Source organism: Oryzihumus sp. (genome assembly GCF_054325275.1).
Map to the genome: position 1 here is coordinate 35,154 of NZ_JBTCWL010000015.1, position 23,709 is coordinate 58,862.

The window sequence follows — 23,709 nt, forward strand, 5'->3', positions numbered from 1 at the left end:
CGACGGTCAGTGGCCTCGTCTTGCGCAAAGCCGACATTCAAGACTTGGTCAGGAAGCGATGTGTGGGCACCCCTGCGCATCCCGGGCGACCTAGGGTCCGAAACGGGCCTTGCGGACATACCGGATGCGGGCCCGACCCAGCCCCACGATGACCGGAGCGCCCATGTCACCTCGCTTGTCCCGTCGCCCCGCGACGCTGGCCGCCACCGCGGCGCTCGCGCTGACGACGTCCCTGCTCGGAGCCGGCCTGGCCCAGGCCTCGCCCGCCGCCGACCAGCCCACCTCGACGCCCGTGCCGATCGCCACCCCTGACGGCATGCTCATGAGCTACCTGCTCAACGCGAAGCACGCCAACCCCGGCCAGACCCGGCTGGTCGAGCGGGCCGTGCGGGCCGCGGGCGGCACCGTGGTCCAGTCCTGGCCCGAGATCGGCGTCGTCGTCGCCCACTCCACGCGCTCGGCGTTCCGCGCCGACGTCGTGCGCCTGGCCGAGGGCCACGCCGTGGAGTCGGTCGGCGCCACCCGGACCGTCGCTGTCAAGGAGGGCACGCCCGGCAGCAGCGCACCCGCGGCCCGGCACGCGTCGGCCGGCCAGATGAGCACCGGCGACGCCCAGGACGCCGGCCTGGCGACCGACCCGCGCGAGTCCGAGCAGTGGGACATGGCGATGATCAAGGCCGACCGGGCCCACCAGGTCACCGACGGCTCCCGCCGCGTCCTTGTCGGCGTGCTCGACAGCGGCATCGACGCCAGCCACCCCGACCTCAAGGCCAACATCGACGCCGCCGACTCGGCCAGCTGCATCGACGCCGGCAAGCCGGACACCACCCCGAGCAGCTGGCTGCCCACGACCAGCGGCCACGGCACCCACGTGGCCGGCACCATCGCCGCCGCCCGCAACGGGATCGGCATCGTCGGGGTCGCGCCGAACGTGCGCCTCGCCTCGGTCAAGGTGGTCAGCGACGACGGCTACATCTACCCCGAGTACGCCGTCTGCGGCTTCATGTGGGCCGGCCTGAAGCACATGGACGTGACCAACAACAGCTACTACGTGGACCCGTTCCAGTTCTACTGCGACGACCAGCCCGACCAGGCCGCCGCGATGGAAGCGGTCCGCCGGGCCGTCGCGTGGTCGGAGAAGCAGGGCGTGGTCAGCGCCGCCGCCGCGGGCAACAGCAACTACGACCTGGCCCACAAGACGACCGACACCACCAGCCCCGACGACAGCACGCCGGTGGCCCGGACGATCAACAACGGCTGCCACGACATCCCCACCGAGCTGCCCGGCGTCGCCACGGTGTCCGCCCTCACCCAGACGACGGACAAGGCGAGCTACTCCAACTTCGGTGAGGGCGTCATCGACGTCGCCGCCCCCGGCTCGCGGATCCTGTCCACCTGGCCCGGTGGCGGCTACGCCCTGCTCAGCGGCACCTCGATGGCCTCCCCGCACGTGGCGGGGGTCCTCGCGCTGCTGAAGACCACCCACCCCGAGGCCACCCCTGCCCAGCTCATCGCGATGCTGCGCGGCGAGGCCGACGACCACGCATGCCCGACGGACACCCGCTGCACCGGCAGCACCGACGACAACGCGTTCTACGGCGAGGGCATCGCCGACGCCCTCGACGCGGTGACCGCGCACGCGGGCTGAACCACCCGGCATACGGCTGCGGGCCGCGTCCCCTCGTGGGGACGCGGCCCGCGTCATGTCTGCGGTATGCCGGTCAGTCGCCTCCGGAGGCCGGCTCGCCCTGGCCCGGCGCCGGCTTGCGCGCGGGCAGCGGCAGCCCGGCCGCCCGGTCCATCACGCCGGGCCACACGCGCCGCCAGGCGAGGGCCACGGTGGCGAGCAGGATCGCCGGCCACAGGAAGCTCCAGGCGTTGGACGCCAGCACTTCCCACGCGTTGCGCAGGAAGTCGGTCATGGCATCCAGCACCATCTGCAGGCTGACGCCGTGGCCGCCCGGGTGGCGCAGGGTCTCGGTGCCGTAGCGCAGCGTCTGCTGGGCGACCTCGACCAGCCAGAACCAGAGCACGAACAGCGGCCACAGCAGCACGCCGGTCCACCGGCGCCACGCGATGAGCACCAGCAGCGCCGCCACGAGCACCCGGCCGAGCCAGGTGCCGGCGTCCCCCAGGTGCAACAGCGTCACCAGCAGGCTGGTGACCGGGGCGAGCGCCAGCACCCCGACGAAGCCCAGGCGTTGCGGCCCGCGGGTGGCGACGACCCCTAGCGCCAGGCCGAGGATCGCGGCCAGCCCGACGGTGACGAGCATGATCTTGCGTTCGGTCGGGTCAGCGGCGACAAGGCCCGGGGCGGCGCCCCGCAGGGTGAACCAGAGCGCGGCGCCGTAGCCCAGGAGCACCGAGAGGAGCGCGAGCCCGGCCCGGCGCAACACGACCATGACCACGATCGAGGCGCCGACCGGACCGAACACCGCGAGGCTGAACTGGGCCAGCAGCACCGGCAGGTGCGGCGGCCAGACCTCGGTGTTGCCGGTCAGGGACGAGCGCGTCGAGGCCAGGAACGCCAGCGCCCACCACCCCCAGGCCAGCACGAGCACCGCCGCGACCAGGAGCACCCGCGGCAGCCACGAGAACTGCTCGCGCACCTGTCCCACCAGCGTCGCGGCCGTCCCCTTTGTCCCCTCCGTCATGGCGGGAGGGTACCGGTCAGCGCGATCGGCCAGCACCGCGCGATGCTCCGGGCGACGCACCAGCCCCACGCGCCACGCGGCGACATCGGTTGAAGCCTCACGCGCAACGGGGTTGAGTGTCGTCGTACGCGCCTTGATCCCCAGGAGGACCCCGTGACCGACCCGACGCCATCGACCCCGACGCAGAGCCGCACGTTCAGCCCGACCCCGGAGTTCACGGCGCAGGCCAACGGTGACGCCTCCCTCTATGACCAGGCCGCCGACCACGAGGCGTTCTGGGCCGAGCAGGCCCACCGCTACGTGACCTGGGACAAGGAGTTCGACACCACGCTGGACTGGAGCGACGCGCCGTTCGCGAAGTGGTTCGTCGGCGGGCAGCTCAACGTGGCCCGCAACTGCGTCGACCGGCACGTCGAGGCCGGAAACGGCGACCGCGTCGCGATCCACTTCGAGGGAGAGGGCGGCGACACGCGCACGATCACCTACGCCGAGCTGCTGCGCGAGGTGTGCAGGACGGCCAACGCCCTGGAGTCCCTCGGCGTGCGCAAGGGCGACCGCGTCGCGATCTACATGCCGATGATCCCCGAGACGGTCTTCACCATGCTGGCCTGCGCCCGCATCGGCGCACCCCACTCGGTCGTCTTCGGCGGGTTCTCCGCCGACGCCCTGCGCACCCGCATCGCCGACGCGCAGGCCCGGGTCGTGGTCACCACCGACGGGCAGTTCCGGCGCGGCAGGCCGGCACCGCTCAAGCCGGCCGTGGACGAGGCCGTCAGCAGCGGCGACTCCCCGGTCGAGAAGGTCCTCGTCGTCAGGCGCACCGAGGGCGAGGTCGCCTGGGACGACGCGCGCGACGTGTGGTGGCACGACGTCGTCGACAGCGCCAGCGACCAGCACGAGGCGCAGCCGCACGACAGCGAGCACCCGTTGTTCATCCTCTACACCAGCGGCACCACCGGGAAGCCCAAGGGCATCTTCCACACCAGCGGCGGCTACCTGGCCCAGACGGCCTACACCAACGCGGTCGTGCACGACGTCCACCCCGAGACCGACGTCTACTGGTGCACCGCCGACGTGGGCTGGGTGACCGGCCACTCCTACATCGTCTACGGCCCGCTGGCCAACGGCGCGACGCAGGTCCTCTACGAGGGCACCCCCGACACTCCGCACCAGGGCCGCTGGTGGGAGATCGTGCAGAAGTACGGCGTCTCCATCCTCTACACCGCGCCCACCGCGATCCGCACGTTCATGAAGTGGGGCGAGGACATCCCCGCGGAGTACGACCTGTCCTCGCTGCGGCTGCTCGGCTCCGTCGGCGAGCCGATCAACCCCGAGGCGTGGCTCTGGTACCGCAAGCACATCGGCGGTGACCGCGCCCCCATCGTCGACACGTGGTGGCAGACCGAGACCGGCGCGATCATGATCAGCCCGCTGCCCGGCGTCACCGACCTCGAGCCCGGCTCGGCCCAGCGCCCGATCCCCGGCATCAGCGCCGAGATCCTCGACGACGAGGGCAAGCCGCTGCACGACCCCGAGGCCGTCGGCTACCTCGTGCTCACCAAGCCGTGGCCGTCGATGCTGCGCGGCATCTGGGGCGACCAGGAGCGCTACAAGGAGACCTACTGGAGCCGGTTCGGCGACAAGTACTACTTCGCCGGCGACGGCGCGAAGTACGACGCCAACGGCAACATCTGGCTGCTCGGCCGCGTCGACGACGTCATGAACGTCTCGGGCCACCGCCTGTCCACCGCCGAGATCGAGTCTGCGCTGGTGTCCCACCCCAGCGTCGCCGAGGCCGCGGTCGTGGGCGCCACCGACGAGACCACCGGCCAGGCGGTCTGCGCGTTCGTCATCCTGCGCAGCGACGCCCGCGACGAGGGCGAGGCCACGGTGCAGGAGCTGCGCAACCACGTGGCCAAGGAGATCGGCCCGATCGCCAAGCCGCGCCAGATCATGGTGGTGGCCGAGCTGCCCAAGACCCGCTCGGGCAAGATCATGCGCCGCCTGCTGCGCGACGTGGCCGAGAACCGCGAGGTCGGCGACGTCACGACGCTGGCCGACTCGACGGTCATGGACCTGATCAAGACCGGCCTCTCCTCAGGCTCCTCCGAGGACTGACCCGGCAGCACCCTCAGGTATGCCGCGTGCGGGCGTCCGCACGCGGCATACCTGTGTCTGGGGCATCGGGGCCCACTGGCCGCGCGCGATGAGGACCTCCCGCAGCAGGTCGGGCCGGTCGGTGATCACCCCGTCCACGCCCACATCGAGGAAGCGGCCCATGGCGGCCGGGTCGTCGACCGTCCACACCACCACCCGCACCCCGATGTCGTGGGCCATCTGGACCAGCCGCGCGACGAAGACCGGCACCAGGCCGAGGCGCACCGGCACGTGGGCGAACGCCCCGGTCGCCACGGCGCGCGGTGGGCGCACCCCCGCCCGGGCGCAGGCGACCAGTGCGGCCAGCGAGCGCCAGCCCAGGGCCGTGCTCACCGCCGGCACCTCGCGCTGGACGAACCCGAGCCAGCCGTCCCACGCGCCGGCGACGCAGACCCGCTCGGCCACGCCGGGCCGGCGCAAGACCTGCACCAGCGGGGCGATCGCCGCGGCGTCCTTGAGGTCGACGGTGAACCGCGCCTCGGGGAAGGCCTCCAGCGCCTCGACCAGGGTCGGCACCTGCTCCACCCCGGCCACCCGCAGCGAGCGGACGCCGCGCACCGTTCGGCTGGCCACCCGGCCCCGGGCCGCGGTCACCCGGTCCAGGGTCTCGTCGTGGAAGCAGACCAGTGCCCCGTCGGAGGTCGGCCGCAGGTCGGTCTCCAGGTAGCGCACGCCCAGCGCGGTCGCCCGGGCGAACGCCGCAAGCGTGTTCTCCGGGGCCAGGCCCCCTCCCCCGCGGTGCGCGATCGCCAGCGGGCCTGTCTCTGCGCCGTAGGACATGCCTCCACGGTGACCGGCGCAGGTGTCCTCCAGGCGTCAGGACGGTTGCGGCGCAAGGAGGTTCACGCAGGCTTCAGCCTCCGGCCACCGGTGCGGCGCCGTCAGGACACCCGGCCGCGGGGGCGCAGCCGCACGTGCGGCAGCTCCGGCGCGGCGAGCCGCTCCGGCCCGGGGTAGTGCGACACCTCGCCGAAGCGGTCCTCGTGGCCGTTCCACTGCCGGCGGGCCTGCTCGATCTCCTCGTGGGTGCGGCCCACGAGGTTCCACCACATGACGATCTCCTCCTCGAACGGCACGCCGCCGAGCAGCAGCACCCGCGCGTCCGCCGACAGCGCCAGGTCGAGCTCGTCCCGCTGCAGCCCGAGGTAGAGCGCCTGTCCGGCCTCGACGACCGCCCGCCCGACCCGGGCCTCCCCCGCGAGCGGGATGAGCATGTGCTCGTATGCCGGGTCCAGCGGCAGGCGCCCGGCCCGCCGCCCCGGGGCGGCCGGCTCCAGCTCCGCGCCGAGCAGCGGGGTCACGCCCTGCGCCGGGGCGACCACGTCACCCAGCGCGCCGATGAACACCTGGGCGCGCAGGCCGTCGACCTCGAGCACCGGCGCCGGCTCGTGCAGGGTGAACGCGCGCCCGTCGTGCCGGGCGTGCTCGGGCAGGGCGACCCACAGCTGGGCACCGTGCAGCACCGGGCCGTGGTCGGGCGGGGAGTTCTCGGAGTGGGCGATGCCGTGCCCGGCGGTCATCACCGCCACCCGCCCGGGCTCGACCAGGGCGGTGGTGCCGAGGCTGTCGCGGTGCAGCACGGTGCCGCGGACCAGCCAGCTGACCGTCTGCAGCCCCATGTGCGGGTGCGGCGGCACCGACATGCCCTCCTGTCCGCGCACGTCGGTGGGGCCGTAGATGTCGGCGAAGCACCACGCCCCGACCATGCGCCGCTCCCGGTGCGGCAGCAGCCGCAGCACCTCGTTGCGGGGGCTGATCATGGCGTGGATGGCGTCGTAGCGCTGGAGCACGAGGCCGGGGCTGGACTCCCGGTCGGGGCACCCGGCATACAGGTCGGCGGTGGCCACGTTGCTCATGACAGCAACGGTATGCCCGCCACCGATAAACTGGCTGCGGTGCGCCGGGAAGCCTGGTCGGCATTGATCACCGACCCCTGATGCGGAAGGCCACACCGTGACCACACCCCCGCTCCGCCCCCGGCTCCTGCGCCGCTCGACGTGGCCCGAGGTGCAGCGCGTCACCGGCGCCCTGCGCACCGAGACGGTCGGCGGCATCCTGCTGCTCGTCGCCGCGGTGGTCGCCATCGTCTGGGCCAACAGCCCGTGGAGCGAGGCGTATGCCGCGCTGCGGGACCTGCGCGTCGGCCCGGCGTCCCTGCACCTCGACCTAACCCTGGCGCAGTGGGCCTCCGACGGGCTGCTCGCGGTGTTCTTCTTCGTCGCGGGGGTCGAGCTCAAGCGCGAGTTCGTCGTCGGCGACCTCGCCGACCCGGCCAAGGCGGCCCTGCCGATCGCGGCCGCGCTGTGCGGCGTCGCCCTGCCCGCGGTGCTCTTCACGCTCACGTCCCGGGCGGTCGGCCCTGTCGGCGGGGACGTGCTGCGCGGATGGGCGGTGCCGACCGCGACCGACATCGCCTTCGCCCTCGCGGTCCTGGCGGTGATCAACACCCACCTGCCGTCGGCGCTGCGCTCGTTCCTGCTCACCCTGGCCGTCGTCGACGACCTCGTGGCCATCACGATCATCGCCCTCTTCTACACCGACCACCTCAACGTGCCCGCCCTGCTGCTGGCGCTGGTCCCGTTGGCGTTGTTCGGTTTCCTCGTCCACCGGCGAGTTGACCGGTGGTGGCTGCTGGTGCCGGTGGCGGTCCTCGCGTGGGCGCTGGTGCACGCCAGCGGCATCCACGCCACCGTCGCCGGGGTGGTCATGGGGCTGCTCGTCCCGGTCCGGACCGGCCCCCGGGACGGGGCCGCCCGGCATACCCTCGCGGACCGGTTCGAGCACCGGCTGCGACCCTTCTCGGCCGGGTTCGCCGTGCCGGTGTTCGCGTTCATGGCCGCCGGGGTGACCGTCGTCGGCGGCGGGCTCGGTGAGGCCCTGAGTGACCCGGCCGCCATCGGCGTCGTGGTCGGGCTGGTCCTGGGCAAGATGCTCGGGGTGTTCGGCGGCACGTGGGGGTTCGCGAGGTTCACCCGGGCCGAGCTCGACAGCGACCTGGGCTGGGCCGACGTCTTCGGGCTGTCCCTGCTGGCCGGGATCGGCTTCACCGTGTCGCTGCTCATCGGCGAGCTCGCCTACGGGCCGGGGTCCCCCCGGGACGAGCACATCAAGCTGGCGGTGCTGGCCGGGTCGCTGGCCGCTGCCCTCGTGGCCACCGTCGCGCTGCGCCTGCGCAACCGGCACTACAGGCTGCTGTGCGAGGCCGAGGAGGTCGACGCCGACCACGACGGGGTGCCCGACGTCTTCGCGAGCCCGTCGGACCGCGCCGACGAAGCCCCGGGCCGATAGGGTCGTGGCGTGTCAGGGGGACTCCCCAGGGCACCGACCACGGAGGTGACATCGATGACGGCCACCAGCAACGGCCCCACCGCCACCGGCAGCGGTCCCGCGGCCACCGGCAACGGCGCCACCGAGCGCACGCTGGGCCAGCTCGTCGCGAGCGCGACCCAGGACATGTCCGCCATCGTGAAGAGCGAGATCGACCTCGCCAAGGCCGAGATCACCGCCGACGCCAAGAAGGCCGCCTCCGGCGGGGCGCTCGTGGCCATCGCCGGGGTGTTCGCCTTCCTCGCGCTGATCCTGCTGCTCATCTCGGCGGCCTACGGCCTGGTCGCGGCCGGCCTGTCGCCGTGGCTGGCGTTCCTCATCGTCGCCGTCGCGCTGCTGGTCATCGGCGCCATCTGCGTGCTGGTCGCCAGGTCGGCGTTCCAGAAGATCCAGGGCAAGCCCGAGCGCACCATCAAGTCCACCCAGGACACCATCGCCGCGATCAAGCCCGGCCACTGACGTCCCCCGTTCCTCCTCCGACCCACCCGAAGGCCTGACCGCACCATGAGCAACGACGCGTCGACCGTGCTCGTCGACGGCCCGTGGGAGCACCGGCTCGTCGCCGCCAACGGCGCCCGGTTCCACGTGGCGGAGATGGGCGAGGGTCCGCTGGTCCTGCTGCTGCACGGGTTCCCGCAGTTCTGGTGGGCCTGGCGGCACCAGATGACGGCGCTGGCCGAGGCCGGCTACCGCGCGGCCGCGATGGACCTGCGCGGCTACGGCGGCTCGGACAAGCCTCCGCGCGGCTACGACACCTTCACCCTGGCCGCCGACGTGGCCAGCGTGATCCGCTCCCTCGGCGAGACCGAGGCGGTCGTGGCCGGGCACGGCTGGGGCGGGTGGATCGCCTGGTCCATGCCGACCATGCAGCCCTCGGTGACACGGGCCGTCGCGGCGCTGGGCATGCCGCACCCGCTGGTGCTGCGCCGGGCCTCGTTCACCGACCCGGGTCAGATGCGCGCCAACGCCTACCTTGGCGGCCTTCAGCGCCCGTTCGTCCCGGAGCGGCAGATGACCAGCGGCCCCGGCTACGTCGAGCGGCTGCTGCGGCACTGGTCCTCGCCCGAGAACGCCTGGCCCGGCGACGAGGAGGCCGCGCGCTACGGCGAGGCGATGGCCATCCCGTTCGTGGCCCACTCCGCGGCGGAGTACTACCGCTGGGTGGTCCGCTCGCAGCTGCGTCTGGACGGGCGCCGGTTCGCCGCGCGGCTGCGCCGCCCGGTCGAGGTGCCGGTGTTGCACCTGCACGGCGTCGACGACGGCGCGGTCGTGGCGTCCGCGGCCACCGGGTCACGCCGTCACGTCAGCGGACCGTTCGAGGAGCACTTCCTCGAGGGCGCGGGGCACTTCCTGCCCGAAGAGGCCCCGCAGGAGGTCAACCGGCTGCTGGTGCGATGGCTGGCCCACACCGCGGCGCCGCGCACCCCCGCCACCTGAGCACCGCTGCTCCCCTGCGTCAGCCGGCCGCGCACCCGCCGCTGGAGACCGTCTTCGTGGCCGTCCGGCCCGCGTCGAAGACCGGCTTGGCCTCGGCCAGGGTCAGGGCGTAGCCGGTGACGTCGTCGTCGAGGGACTTGGCGAAGACCACGCCCACGAGCTTGCCCGACGGGTCGAGCAGCGGGCCGCCGGAGTTGCCGGGCTCGACCCGGGCGAACAGCGAGTAGACCTGACGCACCGTGCCGGGGTCGCCGTAGATGTCGGCACCGCGGGCGCTGAGCACGTCACGGATGCGGGCGGCGTCGACGCGGTAGGGCCCGTCGAGGGGGAAGCCGGCGACCGCAGCGCCCTCGCCCCGGCCGAGTGCCGCGCCGGTCCGCAGCGGGGCGGCCGGCAGGCCCGGCACGTCGAGGACGGCGAGGTCGCGCTTGGGGTCGAGCACCACGATGTGCGCGACGTAGGAGCGGCCCGACCCGCCGATGCGCACGTGCGGCTCGTCGACGCCGGCGACGACGTGGGCGTTGGTGACCACGTGCTGGGGGGCGTAGACGAAGCCGCTGCCCTCCTGGCCGCGGTTGCACGCCTCAGCGACACCGGTGATCTTGACGATCGAGCCGGACACCTCGGAGATGGCCCGGCCCTTGGCGACGCCGTCGTCCGGCGGGGCGATGGGGATGATCGGCTCGGCGCCGACGCCCTCGAACACCCGAGGGAAGCCCTCGCGGTCGAGCACGCCTCGGAACCCCGCGAACAGCCTGGAGGTCTGCGGCGGCACGACCCCGTCGATGACCCGCAGGATGCGGGACTCGCCGATGGCGCGCGCGATGGGGGCCGGAGCACCGCCGCGGACGGCGCCCGCGATGAACCACACCAGCACCGAGACGGCGACGAGCACGGCGACCGACCCGAGCACCGAGTCGACCTTGCGTGCCTGATCGCCGTGCACCTGGGAACGCATCCGCGAGCCGAGGTTGACCGCGATGGCCTGACCGACCGAAGCCAGCACGAAGACGCCGAAGACGAGCAGGCCGGTGCGCAGCACGGCGACCCGGGCCACGGCGTCCCAGTTCTGGATGAGCAGCGGCAGCAGCCACATGCCGACGGCCCCTCCGGTGAGGAAGCCGACCAGCGACATGACGCTGATGACGAAGCCCTGGCGGTAGCCGGTGATGGCGTAGCTGACCAGCACCACCGCCAGCACCAGGTCGACCACGGGCAGGAAACCGATCACGTCGTGCTTTCCTCGGAGTTTCGGCGCCGCCACTCTCGGGTGAAGCGCTCGGGCAGCGGTCGTCGCCGGTCACGGTCCCAGTCCTGCTCCAGCCCGGCGAGCTCGAGGACCGTGGCCAGTAGGTTGGCGGTGAACCCCCACACGAGCAGGCCGTCGACGTCGAACGCCGGCCCGACGAAGCCGCTGGGGTGGGTGACGGTGAAGCGGCGGGCGGGGTCGGTGAGCTCAGCGAGCGGGGCACGCACCACCCGGGCCACCTCGAGGTCGCTCACCGTGTCGATGTCGTGCGGGTCGGACCACCACGCCAGGACGGGGGTCACGACGAAGTCGCTCGGGGGCAGGTAGAGCGCCGGCAGCTCGGCGACCACGTCGACTCCCGAGGGGTCGAGGCCGACCTCCTCGCGGGCCTCCCGCAGCGCCGCGCTCACCGGGCCCTCGTCGTCGGGGTCGAGCGAGCCGCCGGGGAAGGACACCTGTCCGGCGTGGGAGCGCATGCCGTGGTGCCGCTCGGTGAGCAGCACGTCCTCGCCACCGAAGGGCGAGGGGCCGAACAGGATGAGCACCGCGGACTGACGTCCACCCTCGTCCGGGGGCAGGAACCGGCTGAAGCGCTCGGCGGGGGTCTCGGCCAGCGTCCGGACGAGGTGGGTCATCCAGGCCGGCCGCGGGGAGCCGGCGACGGGAACGGTCACGAGGCGTCCGGGGCGAGCTCGTACTTCAGCAGCTTGGCGGCCTTGACCGGGTCGGTCTCGCCCTCACCGTAGGAGGGGCACCAGCGCGCGATCGGGCAGGCACCGCACGCGGGCTTGCGGGCGTGGCAGGTGCGCCGGCCGTGGAAGATCACGACGTGGGACAGCATCGTCCAGTCCTTGCGCGGGATGAGCGCGCCAGCGGCGTGCTCGATCTTGACCGGGTCCTCCTCGGCGGTCCAGCCGAACCGGCGCGAGAGCCGCGCGAAGTGGGTGTCGACGGTGATGCCCGGCACCCCGAAGGCGTTGCCCAGCACCACGTTGGCGGTCTTGCGCCCCACACCCGGCAGGGTCACGAGGGACTCCAGCCTGCCGGGCACCTCGCCGTCGAACCGCTCGACCAGGGCCTGGCCGAGCTTGATCAGCGCGTCGGTCTTGGCGCGGTAGAAGCCGGTCGACTGGATCATCGTCTCCAGCTCGGCCCGGTCGGCCCCGGCGTAGTCGGCGGCCGAGCGGTACTTCGCGAACAGGGTCGGCGTGACCAGGTTGACCCGCACATCGGTGGTCTGGGCCGACAGCACGGTCGCGACCAGCAGCTCGAGCGGGGTGGTGAAGTCCAGCTCGCAGTGGGCATAGGGGTAGCGCTCCAGCAGGGCGCGGTAGATCTTCCGTGCCCGTCTGGTCAGGGCCACGGGGGTCTCGACGCGGGGGTTCACGGACACGGACCCAGCCTAGAGGGCCGCGGTGACGCGGGCTTCCCCGCGGTGGCCCGCATGGCACACTGTCGGCCGTGGACAACGATGTCGTGAAGAAGGCGCCCCTTTTCGCAGCCCTCGATGACGAGGCCGCGACCGCCCTGCAGCAGTCGATGACCTCCTCGCGCCTCGAGCGCGGCGACATCCTCTTCCACGAGGGTGACCAGGGAGATCGCCTCTACGTGATCCGCGAGGGCAAGATCAAGCTCGGCCGCACCAGCAGTGACGGCCGGGAGAACCTCCTGGCGATCCTCGGCCCGGGCGAGATGTTCGGCGAGCTGAGCCTGTTCGACCCCGGCCCGCGCACCGCCACGGCCACCGCGGTCGCCGAGACCCAGCTCATCGGGCTCGGCCACGACAACCTCCAGGCCTTCCTGACTGACCGTCCCGAGGTCGCCGCCACCCTGTTGGCCGCGCTGGCCCGCCGCCTGCGCCGCACCAACGAGACCCTGGCCGACCTGGTCTTCACCGACGTGCCCGGCCGCGTCGCCAAGGCGCTGCTCGACCTGTCCAGCCGCTTCGGCCGCCCGGCCGAGGAGGGCATCCTCGTCGCGCACGACCTCACCCAGGAGGAGCTCGCCCAGCTCGTCGGCGCCTCCCGCGAGACGGTCAACAAGGCGCTGGCCGACTTCGCGACGCGCGGCTGGATCAAGCTCGAGGCCCGTGCCGTCATCCTCATCGACGTCGAGCGGCTCAAGCGCCGCGCGCGCTGACCGGCCTCAGGCGCCGCGGCCGCTGAGGCCCTTCGCGCGCAGGTAGTCCAGCTGGGCGAGCACGCTCAGCCGGGCTGCCGGCCGCAGCTCCTCCGGCACGTCGGCGTAGACCCGGGCAACGACGGCGTCGGCGTCGCCGGCCCCGTCGGCCAGCGCCGCCCGCACCTGGCCGAGCCGCTCACGCCGGTGCTCGAGGTAGTACCAGACCGCCTGCGCCGCGTGCTGCACCGTCGGGCCGTGTCCGGGCAGGATCGTCTCCACCTGCCCCGAGTTGGTCATGGCCGCGATCCGCTCCAGCGAGTCCAGGTATGCCGCGAGCCGCCCCTCGGGGTGGCTCACCACGGTGGTCCCCCGGCCGAGCACGGTGTCGCCGGTGAGCAGCGCGTTGTCCTCCGGCAGCAGGAAGGACAGCGAGTCGGCGGTGTGGCCGGGGGTGGCCACGACGGTCAGCTCGAGCCCACCCACCTGGAGGCGGTCGCCGTCAGCCAGCCCGTCGCCCAGGGCGCGCACCGGCGCACCGGTCAGCTCGGCGAAGTGCGCGGCGGACTCGGCGTGGTCGAGGTGGTGGTGGGTCAGCAGCACCAGCTCGACCCGGGTCCCGCGGGCGGCCACCACGTCCAGCACCCGGCGCAGGTGCGCCTCGTCCAGCGGGCCGGGGTCGACCACGGCGCAGCCGTTCGAGCCCGGCTCGGAGAGCACCCAGGTGTTGGTGCCGTCCAGCGTCATCGGCCCGGGGTTGCCGGCGAGCACGCACGTGGCGCGGGGGGTGACCGGGCCGCCCTGCCAGCCGCCCGTCATACCGGCAGCTCGCAGCGCAACATGACGCCCTCCTCGGTGGGCGTCAGGACCGGCATGACTGGGGCGATCGGCAGCTCCTCGCGCAGGAACTCGTCGGCGGAGCGGGCGGCGGCGACCTCCTCCACGTTGACCACGGTCGGCGGGAGCATGAGCGCCTCGCCGCGGTGGTAGTCGCGCAGCAGCTCGGCGGGGTCGACCCACGCCGCGTGGTCGGCCTCGCTGGTCGCGTCGTCGGGCACCTGCCCCTCGGGCAGCTCGGCGGCGAAGAAGCGGGTGTCGTAGCGCCGGCTCTCGAACTCCGGGGTGATCCAGTGGGCCCGGGCGCGCAGGAGGTCCGAGCGCAGCACCAGCCCCCGCCGCACGAGCAGCTCGGACAGCGACACCTCGCGGGAGAGCAGGGCGGCCCGGTCAGCCTGCCAGTCCGTGCCGCTGACGTCGTCGACCACACTGTCGGTGTCGGGGCCGGCCAGCAGCACCCCGCACTCCTCGAACACCTCGCGCACGGCCGCGGCGACCAGCTCGCGGGCGGTGGTCTCGTCGGCGCCGAGCACGCGGCCCCACTCCTGCGCGGACGGCCCGGCCCACGGCAGCGCCGGGTCGGCGTCACGGGGGTCGACGCCACCGCCGGGGAAGACCATCATCCGCGGGGCGAACTCCATCGTCGCCACCCGCCGCAGCATGAACACCTCGACCCCGTGCTGGCCGTCCCGCACGAGCAGCACCGTCGCGGCACTACGCGGGGCGACCGGGTCGTGGGCCGCGGCGTCACGGCCGAGCCAGTTCTGGGCACGCTCGACGAGCGCCGGGGCGCTGCCGAGCGGGAAGTCTCGCCTCACGCCCTCGATCCTAGGGCGGCAATCGTCATCCGGCAGGGGCGCCCGGGTGGCACGATCGACGTATGGGGCGGGAGTACACCATCGAGGAGCTGGCCGAGGCCACGGGCCTGACCGAGCGCACGCTGCGCCTCTACCGCACCAAGGGCCTGCTCGACGCCCCCACCGTGCGCGGCCGCACCGGCTACTACGACCAGCGCCACATGGCCCAGCTGCGCATGGTCAAGGCGTTCGTCGACCACGGCTTCCCGCTGGCGCTCATCTCCTCGCTGGCCAGCCGCGACCTCGTGCAGGTCGAGATCGCCAGGTTGCTGCGGGCGATAGTCGAGCGCGAGACCCCCGCGAGCGGCCGCCGGCTCGACAGCGCCGTCACCATCGACCCGATGATGATCTCGGTGATGGACCGGCAGCGCCCGGGCAGCCTCGAGGAGCTGGTGACGCTCGGCGTGATGATCCGCGACGAGGCGGGCAACGTCCACGCCGACGCCGTGCTCGTGGCCCTGGTCAACGCGCTCTACCTGCACGACGCCAGGGCGGGCAGCCTGGGCGGGCTGGGGGTCACCGCCGGCCGTCTCGCGCACGAGTTCGCGGACGGCCAGCGGCAGGACCCGGTCATCGACCTCGCCAACGAGGACGCGCTCCGGCTGCTGGTGGAGCTGGCGACCTCAGCGTTCCGCGAGGCGCTCAGTCACGCACTGCGACGGTGATCTCGACCTCGACGGGAGCGTCGAGGGGGAGCACCGCGACGCCCACGGCGGAGCGGGCGTGGACGCCGGCGTCGCCGAAGGCCTTGCCGAGCAGCTCGCTGGCGCCGTTGACGACGCCGGGCTGGCCGGTGAACGAGGGATCGCTGGCGACGAAGCCGACGACCTTGACCACACGGGTGACCTTGTCGAGGTCGCCGACCTGGGACTTCACCGCGGCGATGGCGTTGAGCGCGCAGATCTCGGCGAGCTTCTTGGCGTCGTCGGCCGGGACCAGGCCGTGGCCGTCGCCGACCTTGCCGGTCTGGACCAGCTGGCCGGAGACCATCGGCAGCTGGCCGGAGGTGTAGATGTAGTTGCCGTCGCGCACCGCGGGGACGTAGGCCGCCACCGGGGCGGGCACGTCGGGGACGTCCAGGCCCAGCTCGGCCAGGCGCTTCTCGACTTCACTCATCTCAGGCCTTCTCCCGCTTCAGGTAAGCCACCAGACCATTGCCGTCGGGGCCCGTGAGGACCTGCACCAGCTCCCAGCCGTCCTCGCCCCACTGGTCGAGGATCTGCTTGGTGGCGTGCACGATCAACGGCACCGTGGCGTACTCCCATTTGCGCATGGGCGCACTCTAGCGGCCACTGGCACGATGCCTTCCGTGACCAACGACCCGCGCGCGGTGCTGTCCAGGACCGCTCCCCCGCCGGCCCGCACCGAGCCCTACGGACCCGACCCGGCCCAGGTGTATGACGTCCGGCTGCCCTCCGGGACGGCCCGCGGTGCCACCGTCGTCGTGGTCCACGGCGGCTTCTGGCAGGCGGAGTTCGACCGGGCGCACGCGGCCAGCGAGGCGCAGGCGTTCGCCGACGACGGGTTCCACGTGGCGGTCCTGGAGTACCGCCGGGTCGGTATGCCGGGTGGCGGCTGGCCGGGCACCGTCGAGGACGTCGCCGCGGCCGTCGCGGCCGTCCGGGCCGACGCCGGGCTCCCCTCCCCGGTCGTCCTCGTGGGCCACTCCGCCGGGGGACACCTCGTCGCGTGGGCGGCCGGCCAGCCCTGGGCGCACGGCATCGCCGGGGTGGTGTCGCTGGCCGGCTGCGTCGACCTGGCGCTGACCGCCCGGCTGCACCTGGGCGAGGACGCGGCCCAGAGCCTCATGGGCGGGGAGCCGGCCGCCGCCACCGACGCCACCTGGGCCGCCGCCGACCCGGCCCGGCTCAGCCCAGCGGTCCCGGTGGTGCTGCTGCACGGCGCCGACGACGAGACCGTGCCGGTGGAGGTGTCCCGGTCCTACGAGCAGCGGATGCGCCAGCCCGCGGGCGGCCCGCAGCAGCACGCGGAGGTGCGGCTGACCGTCATACCGGCCTGTGAGCACTTCGGGCTGATCGACCCCGGGCACCCGGCGTTCGCCGAGGTGCGGGACGCCGTACGCGGGCTCGCCGGCGCTCGCTAGGCTCGCTGGCATGGCTGGCAACGCGTCCGCACGGGACACCGACTGGGAGGGTGTGCGGCTGCACATCGTCACCGGCAAGGGTGGCACCGGCAAGACGACGGTGGCCGCGGCGCTGGCGCTGGCGCTGGCGGACCAGGGGCAGCGGGTGCTGCTCGCCGAGGTCGAGGGGCGGCAGGGCATCAGCCAGACCTTCGACGTGGCCCCGCTGGCGGCCACCGAGGCGCGGATCGCCCACGCGGAGAACGGCGGTGAGGTCTTCGGCCTGGCCGTCGATGCCAAGGCGGCGCTGCTGGAGTACCTCCAGATCTTCTACAAGCTGGGCCGGGCCGGGAGCGTGCTCGAGCGCTTCGGCGCCATCGACTTCGCCACGACGATCGCGCCTGGGGTGCGCGACGTGCTGCTCATCGGCAAGGTCTACGAGGCGGTCCGACGCCGGCGCGAGCCCCGGGGCCGAGCCCACAAGGAGCCGCCGCACTACGACGCGGTGGTGCTCGACGCCCCGCCGACCGGCCGGGTGGTGCGCTTCCTCAACGTCAACCACGAGGTCGCCGACCTGGCGCGGGTGGGCCCGATCCGCTCGCAGGCCGACTCGATCACCACGCTGCTGCGCTCACCGCAGACCGTGGTGCACGTGGTGACCCTGCTGGAGGAGATGCCGGTGCAGGAGACGGTCGACGCGGTGCACGACCTGCGCGCGGCCAGGCTGCCGGTCGGGGGCGTGGTCATCAACCAGGTCCGCGACGAGGCGCTGCCGGAGAAGGCGCTGGTGCCGGCGGCCAACGGCGGGCTGCCCCGCGACGAGGTCGCCGCCGAGCTGGCCCGCGCCGGGGTCAAGGTCACCGACGCCCTGGTCGACGGTCTCCTCGTCGAGGCCGCCGACCACGCCGCCCGGGTCGCCCTGGAGCGGCAGGAGGCCCAGAGCGTGCTGGCCTTGAAGCGGCCCACCTACCGGCTGCCGGCCCTGCCCGAGGGCGTCGAGCCGGCCGGGGTGCGGGTGCTTGCCGACGCGCTGGCCGCGCAGGGGATGGCGTGATGGCGGCCAAGGACAAGCCCGTACCCCTGGACATGGACCGGCTGCTGACCGACCCGGCCACCCGGATCATCGTGTGCTGCGGCGCCGGCGGGGTCGGCAAGACGACCACCGCTGCCGCCCTGGGCCTGCGGGCCGCCGAGCAGGGTCGGCACGTCGTGGTGCTGACCATCGACCCGGCCCGCCGGCTGGCCCAGTCCCTGGGGCTGACCTCGCTGGACAACACCCCGCGCCCGGTCAAGGGCATCGACGACTCCGCGGGCGGCTCCCTCGACGCCATGATGCTCGACATGAAGCGCACCTTCGACGAGGTGGTGCAGCTGCACTCCACCCCCGAGAAGGCCGAGCAGATCCTGGCCAACCCGTTCTACCAGGCGGTCTCCAGCTCCTTCGCCGGCACGCAGGAGTACATGGCGATGGAGAAGCTCGGCCAGCTGCGTGCCCGGGCCGACAAGGACGGCAGCTGGGACCTGATCATCGTCGACACCCCGCCCTCGCGCTCGGCGCTGGACTTCCTCGACGCACCCAAGCGGCTCGGCTCGTTCCTCGACGGCCGGTTCATCCGGCTGCTCAGCGCCCCGGCCAAGGCCGGCGGGCGGGCCTACCTCAAGGTCTTCAGCGCCGGGGTCGGCGTGGTCACCCAGACGATGAACAAGATCCTCGGCGCCCAGGTGCTCACCGACGTGCAGACCTTCGTGGCGGCCCTGGACACGATGTTCGGCGGGTTCCGCGAGCGCGCCGAGGCCACCTACTCCCTGCTCCAGGAGGGCGGCACCGCCTTCCTCGTGGTCGCCGCGCCGGAGCGCGACGCCCTGCGCGAGGCCTCCTTCTTCGTCGACCGCCTCGCCGAGGAGCAGATGCCGCTCACCGGGGTGGTCATCAACCGCATGTATGCCGTGGAGGCGCCCGGGCTCTCCAGCGGCCGCGCCCTCGCCGCGGCCGAGCAGCTCGCCGAGGAGGGCTCGCCGTCGGCAAAGATCACCGAGGGACTGCTGCGGGTGCACGCCGCCCGGGCCGAGGTCGCCACCCGCCACCAGGGGCTGGCCCGCCGGTTCAGCGCCGGGCACCCCGGCATCCCCGTGGTGCAGGTGGCGGCGGCCGCCGAGGACATCCACGACGTCGAGGGGCTTCGGGCGGTCGGCGACTCGCTGGCCGGCGGCTGACGCCGGGCACTCGGGCGACCGGGCGACCGGGCGACCGGGGCGCTCAGGAGACCGGGGCGCTCAGGCGGGCGACACGCCCGGGTGAGGCACTCGCTCAGGCGAGCGGCGCGGGATACACACGACAGCGCCGCCCGCGGCGGCGAGCCGGGGCGGCGCGGGGTCGGTGGGTCAGGAGGCCGGACGGTCGGCGTTGAGACGGGCGGTCTCGAGGACGGCCCGCCAGGAAGGCACGTTCGGGCGGCGCTTGAGCAGGGCGCGACGCTCACGCTCGGTCATCCCACCCCACACCCCGAACTCGGTGCGGTTGTCGAGCGCGTCGGCGAGGCACTCGGCGATGACAGGGCAGCCCATGCAAATCTGCTTGGCGATCTGCTGTGCGGCGCCCTGGACGAACAACGCGTCCGGATCGGCCTTGCCGCAAGCCCCCTGCTGAGCCCAGTCCTCGACCCACACGCGACGACCGGCTCCAGCGCTCGTGCTGCGCGAAGTCATGACGGTCACGGTTGGCCTCCCTGCTCTCAAAACGGACAGATCGTCCGTTCTCGATGCTTCGACGATAGGGAGCAAGCACAGGTCAGGACCATGACTAGGAGGGATAGTTCAGGACACCCCCAAAATGACTAGTCACTGATCAGGAGGGGGTCCGCACGTATGCTGGCCGGCATGCAGGGACGCGCCACCAACCTCGCCAGCATCACCAGCCTGCTCGGCGCCCTCGTGGCCACTTCGGTGGTCATGGGGCTGCTCGGAGCGGGGCTGGTCATGTCGCTTGCCGGCGCCACCGGCGCCGCCGCCCGGTCAGGGGTGCAGGCCTTCGACTCGCTGCCGGGAGAGTTCAAGCAGACGCCGCTGTCGCAGCAGTCGCGGGTGCTCGCCGCCGACGGGTCGCTCATCGTGACCCCGTCCGACGAGAACCGCATCATCGTGCCGCTGTCCAAGGTGGCCCCGGTCATGCGGCAGGCCCAGGTGGCGATCGAGGACAGCCGCTTCTACGAGCACGGCGGGGTCGACCTGCACGGCATCGCCCGCGCGTTCATCTCCAACGCCAACGGCGGCAGCACCCAGGGCGCGTCCACCCTCACGCAGCAGTACGTCAAGATCACGCTGCAGGAGAACGCCCTGCGCAACAACGACAAGGAGGCGGCCCAGGCCGCGACGGCCAAGAGCTACGGGCGCAAGCTGCAGGAGCTCAAGTACGCCGTCACCCTCGAGAAGACGCTGTCCAAGGACCAGATCCTCGAGGGCTACCTCAACCTGGTCTACTACGGCGACCTGGCCTACGGCGTCGAGGCCGCGTCGCACCACTACTTCGGCATCCCCGCCAGCAAGCTCAACCTGCCGCAGGCGGCCCTGCTGGCCGGCCTGGTCCAGCTGCCCTCCTCCACCGACCCGGTGCACCACCCCGACCGCGCCATCGCGCGCCGCAACGTGGTGCTGGACCGCATGCATGAACTCGGCCTGATCAACGACAAGCAGTGGCAGGACGCCCGCGCGACGAAGCTCAAGCTCAACCTCACCCCGGGCCAGAGCTCGTGCGCCGCCTCGCCCTACCCCTACTTCTGCTCGTACACCCTCAACTGGCTCCTGGACCAGCCGGCGCTGGGCCGGACCGTCAAGGAGCGCAAGAACCTCCTGACCACCGGCGGCCTGACCATCCAGACCACGCTCGACCCGAAGATGGAGAACGCCCTCAACGAGGAGATCCGCAAGAAGGTCCCGGTCGGCAACTCGGCCCAGATCGGCTCGGCCGCGGCGATCGTCGAGCCCGGCAGCGGCAAGGTCCTCGCGCTGGGGCAGAACACCAACTTCGTCGGCAAGAAGGGCTTCGCCACCAACGAGGTCAACTGGTCGGTCGACAGCAAGTACAACGGCAGCACCTACGGCTTCCAGTTCGGTTCGACCGCCAAGATGTATGCCGTGGTGACCGCCCTCAAGGAGGGCATGCCGGTCAACTCCTCCATTTACGCCAAGCCCGCGGATGCCAAGCACCCGGCGGTCTTCTCCCCGAGCGAGTACAAGAACTGCTCCGCCGGTGTGCCGTTCCCGGTCCGCAACGACGAGGGCACCCGCAACGGCAACATCAGCCTGACCGATGCGGCCGCGTTCTCGGTCAACACCGCCTTCGCCGGACTGGTCGCCAAGCTCGGCGTCTGCACCGTGCAGAAGACGATGACCGCGATGGGCCTGCACCAGGCCAATGGCCAGCCGATCCAGACCTTCCCCTCGCCGGTGACCCTGGGCTCCGACGGCGTCTCGCCGCTGACCCTGGCCTCGTCCTACGCCACGGTCGCCTCGGGCGGCACCTACTGCCCGCCGGTGCCGGTCGTCTCGATCACGACGTTCGACCGCAAGTCGATCAAGTTGCCGACGAACCCGTGCAAGCGCGTGCTCGACGCCGACGTCGCCAACGGCACGACCCAGATCCTCAAGGCCGTGCTGACCAAGGGCACCGCGGCGGGCAACGAGCTCGCCGGCGGCCGTCCGGCGGCCGGCAAGACCGGCACCACCGACAACAGCAACGAGACGTGGTTCATGGGCTACACCCCGCAGCTGGCGACGGCCGTGTGGGTCGGCACCCCGACGGACAACTCCCGCCACCTGCGCAACATGCAGATCGGCAGCAAGTTCTATCCCGGCCAGATTTTCGGTGCGACCATCGCGGCGCCGATCTGGAAGGCGATCATGGACCGCGCCTCCGCGGGCATGCCGATCCGCGACTTCGGCAGCGCCAGCGACAAGATGCAGTTCGGCGACCAGATCGTGGTGCCCTACGTCGGCGGCCAGCCCGTCGACCAGGCGATCCAGCAGATCGACGCCGCCGGCTTCAACGGCGTCAAGGGCCAGGCGGCCGACTCCGCGCAGCCGGCCGGCACCGCGCTGTCGACCTCACCGGGCGCCGGGAGCCGGGCGGTCCGGGGCTCCACGGTGGTGGTGACCTACTCCAACGGCAACGCGCCGTCCACGCCCACCCCGTCGACGTCGAAGACGACGAAGCCCAAGCCCTCCAAAAGTCCGACCCCCAAGCCATCAAAGACCACAGGGCCACCGAAAGGGTAAGAAGCCCAGGAAGTGACCCAGCGCCCGCCACCTGAGTCAGGTGGCGGGCGCTGTCGCGTCAGGGCGCGGCGTGGGCGCTCCCGGAGCCGGTCAGCCGGCGAGGGCCTTCTTCACGGCGGCGGCGATGCGCCCGCCCTCTGCCCGGCCGGCCACGAGCGGCTGGACGGCCTTCATGACCAGGCCCATCTGCGGCATACCGGTGGCACCGGAGTCCTGGACCGCTTGGGCGACGAGCGCGTCGAGCTCCTCGTCGCTGAGCTGCTGGGGCAGGTAGGCCTCCAGCACGGTCAGCTCGGCGAGCTCGCGGTCCGCGAGCTCGGACCGCCCCGCGTCCTGGTATGCCGTGGCCGCCTCCCGGCGCTTCTTGGCCTCCTTGGTGATCACCTTGAGCACCTCGTCGTCGGAGAGCTCGCGCGCCTCCCTGCCGGAGACCTCCTCGTTGGTGACGGCCGTGAGGGTCATCCGCAGGGTGCCGGCGCGGACCTGGTCGCGCTCACGCATGGCCTCGGTGAGCGCGGTCTGGAGGGTCGTCTTGAGCGAGGTCTCGGTCATGGGTCGCAGTCTCCCACCCCGCCGGGGCCGGTGTTTGCGAGGATGGGGGCGATGAACGGACTCACGCGCACCGCCCTCGGGGCCCTCGCCTTCGGCGCGACGGGCCTCGGTTATGCCTCCCTGATCGAGCGCAACGCCTTTGCGCTGCGCCGCTACACCGTGCCGGTGCTGCCGCACGGAGCCGCGCCGCTGCGGGTGCTGCACCTGTCCGACCTGCACCTGGTGCCGCGGCAGCGGCGCAAGATCGAGTGGGTCCGTGGCCTGGCCGCGCTCGAGCCGGACCTGGTGGTCAACACCGGCGACAACCTGGCCGACCTGGAGGCGGTGCCGGCTGCGGTGCGCGCGATGGAGCCACTGCTGGAGCTGCCGGGCGTGTTCGTGCTCGGCTCCAACGACTACTTCGCGCCGTCGCCGAAGAACCCGGCGCGCTACCTGACCAAGGGCTACCGCAAGGGCCTGGGCGGGCAGCCGCTGCCGACCTCGGACCTGGTCGACGCGTTCGCCAAGGCCGGCTGGGTGGACCTGACCAACGCCCGGGCGGCCCTGGAGGTCGCCGGGCACGACCTGGACTTCGTCGGTGTCGACGACCCGCACCTGAACTACGACCGCTACCCCGGTCGCTCCGGGCTGGAGACGCCGTCCGGTGAGCTGACCATCGGGGTCACGCACGCGCCGTACACGAGGGTGCTGGACGAGATGACCTCCGACGGCGCCGGGCTGGTCATCGCCGGCCACACGCACGGTGGGCAGCTCTGTGTGCCGTTCTACGGGGCGCTGGTGACCAACTGCGACCTGGACCGCAAGCGGGCCAAGGGCGTCTCGCGGTGGTGGCCGGGGGCGGGCTCGTTGCCGTCGTCGGCGGCCCCGGCGGACGCGGCGTGGATGGAGGTCTCGGCCGGGCTGGGCACCTCGCCGTATGCGCCGGTGCGGTTCGCCTGCCGGCCGGAGGCGACGCTGCTGACGCTGGCGGCCAAGGGGTCCTGAGGCTCGGTCGGGCGTTGGCTTGCGCGCTGGTCAGGAGCTTGCCGGGGACCCGATTCGGTGACTGGGCGGGGGCTCGGCTATTCTCTCTTCTCGCTGCCCTCGGGTGGTGCACGACAGCCACGGGGTGTGGCGCAGCTTGGTAGCGCGCTTCGTTCGGGACGAAGAGGCCGCAGGTTCAAATCC

Annotated in this window: 24 protein-coding genes; 12 read left to right on the forward strand and 12 right to left on the reverse strand. The window is 72.7% G+C overall.

Translation table 11 applies throughout. The features are described 5' to 3' along the window. The first annotated feature begins 163 nt into the window (after positions 1–163). Positions 164–1,648 (forward strand): S8 family peptidase, encoded by a 1,485-nt coding sequence (locus ACXVGS_RS05780; RefSeq protein WP_458535003.1) that lies wholly within the window; start codon positions 164–166, stop codon positions 1,646–1,648. Between the two features lie 73 nt (positions 1,649–1,721). On the opposite strand, the gene ACXVGS_RS05785 is transcribed toward ACXVGS_RS05780, so the two are convergent. Continuing rightward, complete coding sequence (locus ACXVGS_RS05785; protein WP_458536731.1) at positions 1,722–2,654, reverse strand: hypothetical protein; 933 nt, start codon at positions 2,652–2,654, stop codon at positions 1,722–1,724. Between the two features lie 153 nt (positions 2,655–2,807). Here ACXVGS_RS05785 and acs point away from each other — a divergent pair, with 153 nt between their 5' ends. After that, entirely contained in the window at positions 2,808–4,772 is a 1,965-nt protein-coding gene (gene acs / locus ACXVGS_RS05790) for an acetate--CoA ligase (RefSeq protein ID WP_458530348.1), read from the forward strand. Here acs and ACXVGS_RS05795 read toward each other — a convergent pair. Together ACXVGS_RS05795 and ACXVGS_RS05800 are read right to left on the reverse strand one after the other, a co-directional pair. Further along, positions 4,752–5,591, reverse strand: a complete 840-nt coding sequence (locus ACXVGS_RS05795; protein WP_458530347.1) for a glycerophosphodiester phosphodiesterase family protein — start codon at positions 5,589–5,591, stop codon at positions 4,752–4,754. The genes acs and ACXVGS_RS05795 overlap by 21 nt on opposite strands. Positions 5,592–5,692: 101 nt before the next feature. After that, positions 5,693–6,667: a pirin family protein gene (locus ACXVGS_RS05800; protein ID WP_458530346.1), complete on the reverse strand. Its 975-nt coding sequence runs from the start codon at positions 6,665–6,667 to the stop codon at positions 5,693–5,695. 97 nt (positions 6,668–6,764) lie between these two features. On the opposite strand from ACXVGS_RS05800, the gene nhaA reads away from it, so the two are divergent. Genes nhaA through ACXVGS_RS05815 form a run of 3 tightly spaced genes read left to right on the forward strand, consistent with a single transcriptional unit; the run spans position 6,765 to position 9,575 of the window. Beyond that, positions 6,765–8,099: a Na+/H+ antiporter NhaA gene (gene nhaA, locus ACXVGS_RS05805; protein WP_458530345.1), complete on the forward strand. Its 1,335-nt coding sequence runs from the start codon at positions 6,765–6,767 to the stop codon at positions 8,097–8,099. Between the two features lie 54 nt (positions 8,100–8,153). Then, entirely contained in the window at positions 8,154–8,597 is a 444-nt protein-coding gene (locus tag ACXVGS_RS05810; RefSeq protein WP_458530344.1) for a phage holin family protein, read from the forward strand. A 45-nt stretch (positions 8,598–8,642) separates the two neighbouring features. Continuing rightward, a complete protein-coding gene (locus tag ACXVGS_RS05815; RefSeq protein WP_458533715.1) occupies positions 8,643–9,575 on the forward strand; it encodes an alpha/beta fold hydrolase in 933 nt (310 codons plus the stop codon). A 19-nt stretch (positions 9,576–9,594) separates the two neighbouring features. Here ACXVGS_RS05815 and ACXVGS_RS05820 read toward each other — a convergent pair whose 3' ends face one another. From ACXVGS_RS05820 to nth, 3 genes are read right to left on the reverse strand one after another with little or no spacing between them, the layout of a single operon-like run. Continuing rightward, entirely contained in the window at positions 9,595–10,806 is a 1,212-nt protein-coding gene (locus tag ACXVGS_RS05820) for a MarP family serine protease (protein ID WP_458530342.1), read from the reverse strand. Beyond that, positions 10,803–11,498 (reverse strand): NUDIX hydrolase, encoded by a 696-nt coding sequence (locus ACXVGS_RS05825; RefSeq protein ID WP_246092632.1) that lies wholly within the window; start codon positions 11,496–11,498, stop codon positions 10,803–10,805. Before ACXVGS_RS05825 ends, ACXVGS_RS05820 begins: the two co-directional genes overlap by 4 nt. Beyond that, positions 11,495–12,217 (reverse strand): endonuclease III, encoded by a 723-nt coding sequence (nth, locus tag ACXVGS_RS05830; protein WP_458536732.1) that lies wholly within the window; start codon positions 12,215–12,217, stop codon positions 11,495–11,497. The genes ACXVGS_RS05825 and nth overlap by 4 nt, the downstream gene beginning before the upstream one ends. 68 nt (positions 12,218–12,285) lie before the next feature. Between nth and ACXVGS_RS05835 the strand changes: the two genes are divergently transcribed. Continuing rightward, on the forward strand, positions 12,286–12,963 hold the full coding sequence (locus tag ACXVGS_RS05835) for a Crp/Fnr family transcriptional regulator (RefSeq protein ID WP_141790445.1): 678 nt from the start codon (positions 12,286–12,288) through the stop codon (positions 12,961–12,963). Between the two features lie 6 nt (positions 12,964–12,969). Here ACXVGS_RS05835 and ACXVGS_RS05840 read toward each other — a convergent pair whose 3' ends face one another. Then, a complete protein-coding gene (locus tag ACXVGS_RS05840; protein ID WP_458530340.1) occupies positions 12,970–13,761 on the reverse strand; it encodes an MBL fold metallo-hydrolase in 792 nt (263 codons plus the stop codon). Next, positions 13,758–14,597 (reverse strand): NUDIX hydrolase, encoded by an 840-nt coding sequence (locus ACXVGS_RS05845; RefSeq protein ID WP_458530339.1) that lies wholly within the window; start codon positions 14,595–14,597, stop codon positions 13,758–13,760. Before ACXVGS_RS05845 ends, ACXVGS_RS05840 begins: the two co-directional genes overlap by 4 nt. A gap of 62 nt (positions 14,598–14,659) precedes the next feature. On the opposite strand from ACXVGS_RS05845, the gene ACXVGS_RS05850 reads away from it, so the two are divergent. Beyond that, positions 14,660–15,301 carry a MerR family transcriptional regulator gene (locus ACXVGS_RS05850; protein WP_458536733.1) on the forward strand — a complete coding sequence of 214 codons (642 nt, stop codon included), beginning with the start codon at positions 14,660–14,662 and terminating at the stop codon, positions 15,299–15,301. Here the strand turns inward: ACXVGS_RS05850 and ACXVGS_RS05855 are convergent. Then, positions 15,279–15,752 (reverse strand): RidA family protein, encoded by a 474-nt coding sequence (locus tag ACXVGS_RS05855; RefSeq protein WP_458531471.1) that lies wholly within the window; start codon positions 15,750–15,752, stop codon positions 15,279–15,281. The two genes, ACXVGS_RS05850 and ACXVGS_RS05855, sit on opposite strands and share 23 nt — an antisense overlap. Position 15,753: 1 nt before the next feature. Continuing rightward, a complete protein-coding gene (locus ACXVGS_RS05860; RefSeq protein ID WP_141790440.1) occupies positions 15,754–15,909 on the reverse strand; it encodes a DUF4177 domain-containing protein in 156 nt (51 codons plus the stop codon). A 36-nt stretch (positions 15,910–15,945) separates the two neighbouring features. Here ACXVGS_RS05860 and ACXVGS_RS05865 point away from each other — a divergent pair, with 36 nt between their 5' ends. The 3 genes from ACXVGS_RS05865 to ACXVGS_RS05875 are packed head-to-tail and all read left to right on the forward strand — an operon-like array spanning position 15,946 to position 18,933. After that, positions 15,946–16,740 (forward strand): alpha/beta hydrolase family protein, encoded by a 795-nt coding sequence (locus ACXVGS_RS05865; protein ID WP_458533714.1) that lies wholly within the window; start codon positions 15,946–15,948, stop codon positions 16,738–16,740. A gap of 10 nt (positions 16,741–16,750) precedes the next feature. Continuing rightward, a complete protein-coding gene (locus ACXVGS_RS05870) occupies positions 16,751–17,773 on the forward strand; it encodes an ArsA-related P-loop ATPase (protein ID WP_458531472.1) in 1,023 nt (340 codons plus the stop codon). Next, positions 17,773–18,933 (forward strand): ArsA family ATPase, encoded by a 1,161-nt coding sequence (locus tag ACXVGS_RS05875; RefSeq protein WP_458530334.1) that lies wholly within the window; start codon positions 17,773–17,775, stop codon positions 18,931–18,933. Before ACXVGS_RS05870 ends, ACXVGS_RS05875 begins: the two co-directional genes overlap by 1 nt. Before the next feature lie 168 nt (positions 18,934–19,101). On the opposite strand, the gene ACXVGS_RS05880 is transcribed toward ACXVGS_RS05875, so the two are convergent. Beyond that, positions 19,102–19,425 (reverse strand): WhiB family transcriptional regulator, encoded by a 324-nt coding sequence (locus tag ACXVGS_RS05880; protein WP_141790522.1) that lies wholly within the window; start codon positions 19,423–19,425, stop codon positions 19,102–19,104. Between the two features lie 171 nt (positions 19,426–19,596). Between ACXVGS_RS05880 and ACXVGS_RS05885 the strand changes: the two genes are divergently transcribed. Next, a complete protein-coding gene (locus ACXVGS_RS05885) occupies positions 19,597–21,990 on the forward strand; it encodes a penicillin-binding protein (RefSeq protein ID WP_458536734.1) in 2,394 nt (797 codons plus the stop codon). A 90-nt stretch (positions 21,991–22,080) separates the two neighbouring features. Here the strand turns inward: ACXVGS_RS05885 and ACXVGS_RS05890 are convergent, their stop codons facing one another. Then, complete coding sequence (locus ACXVGS_RS05890) at positions 22,081–22,542, reverse strand: GatB/YqeY domain-containing protein (protein WP_458535279.1); 462 nt, start codon at positions 22,540–22,542, stop codon at positions 22,081–22,083. Between the two features lie 51 nt (positions 22,543–22,593). Here ACXVGS_RS05890 and ACXVGS_RS05895 point away from each other — a divergent pair, with 51 nt between their 5' ends. Then, complete coding sequence (locus ACXVGS_RS05895; protein WP_458535278.1) at positions 22,594–23,526, forward strand: metallophosphoesterase; 933 nt, start codon at positions 22,594–22,596, stop codon at positions 23,524–23,526. The last annotated feature ends 183 nt before the right edge of the window (positions 23,527–23,709 follow it).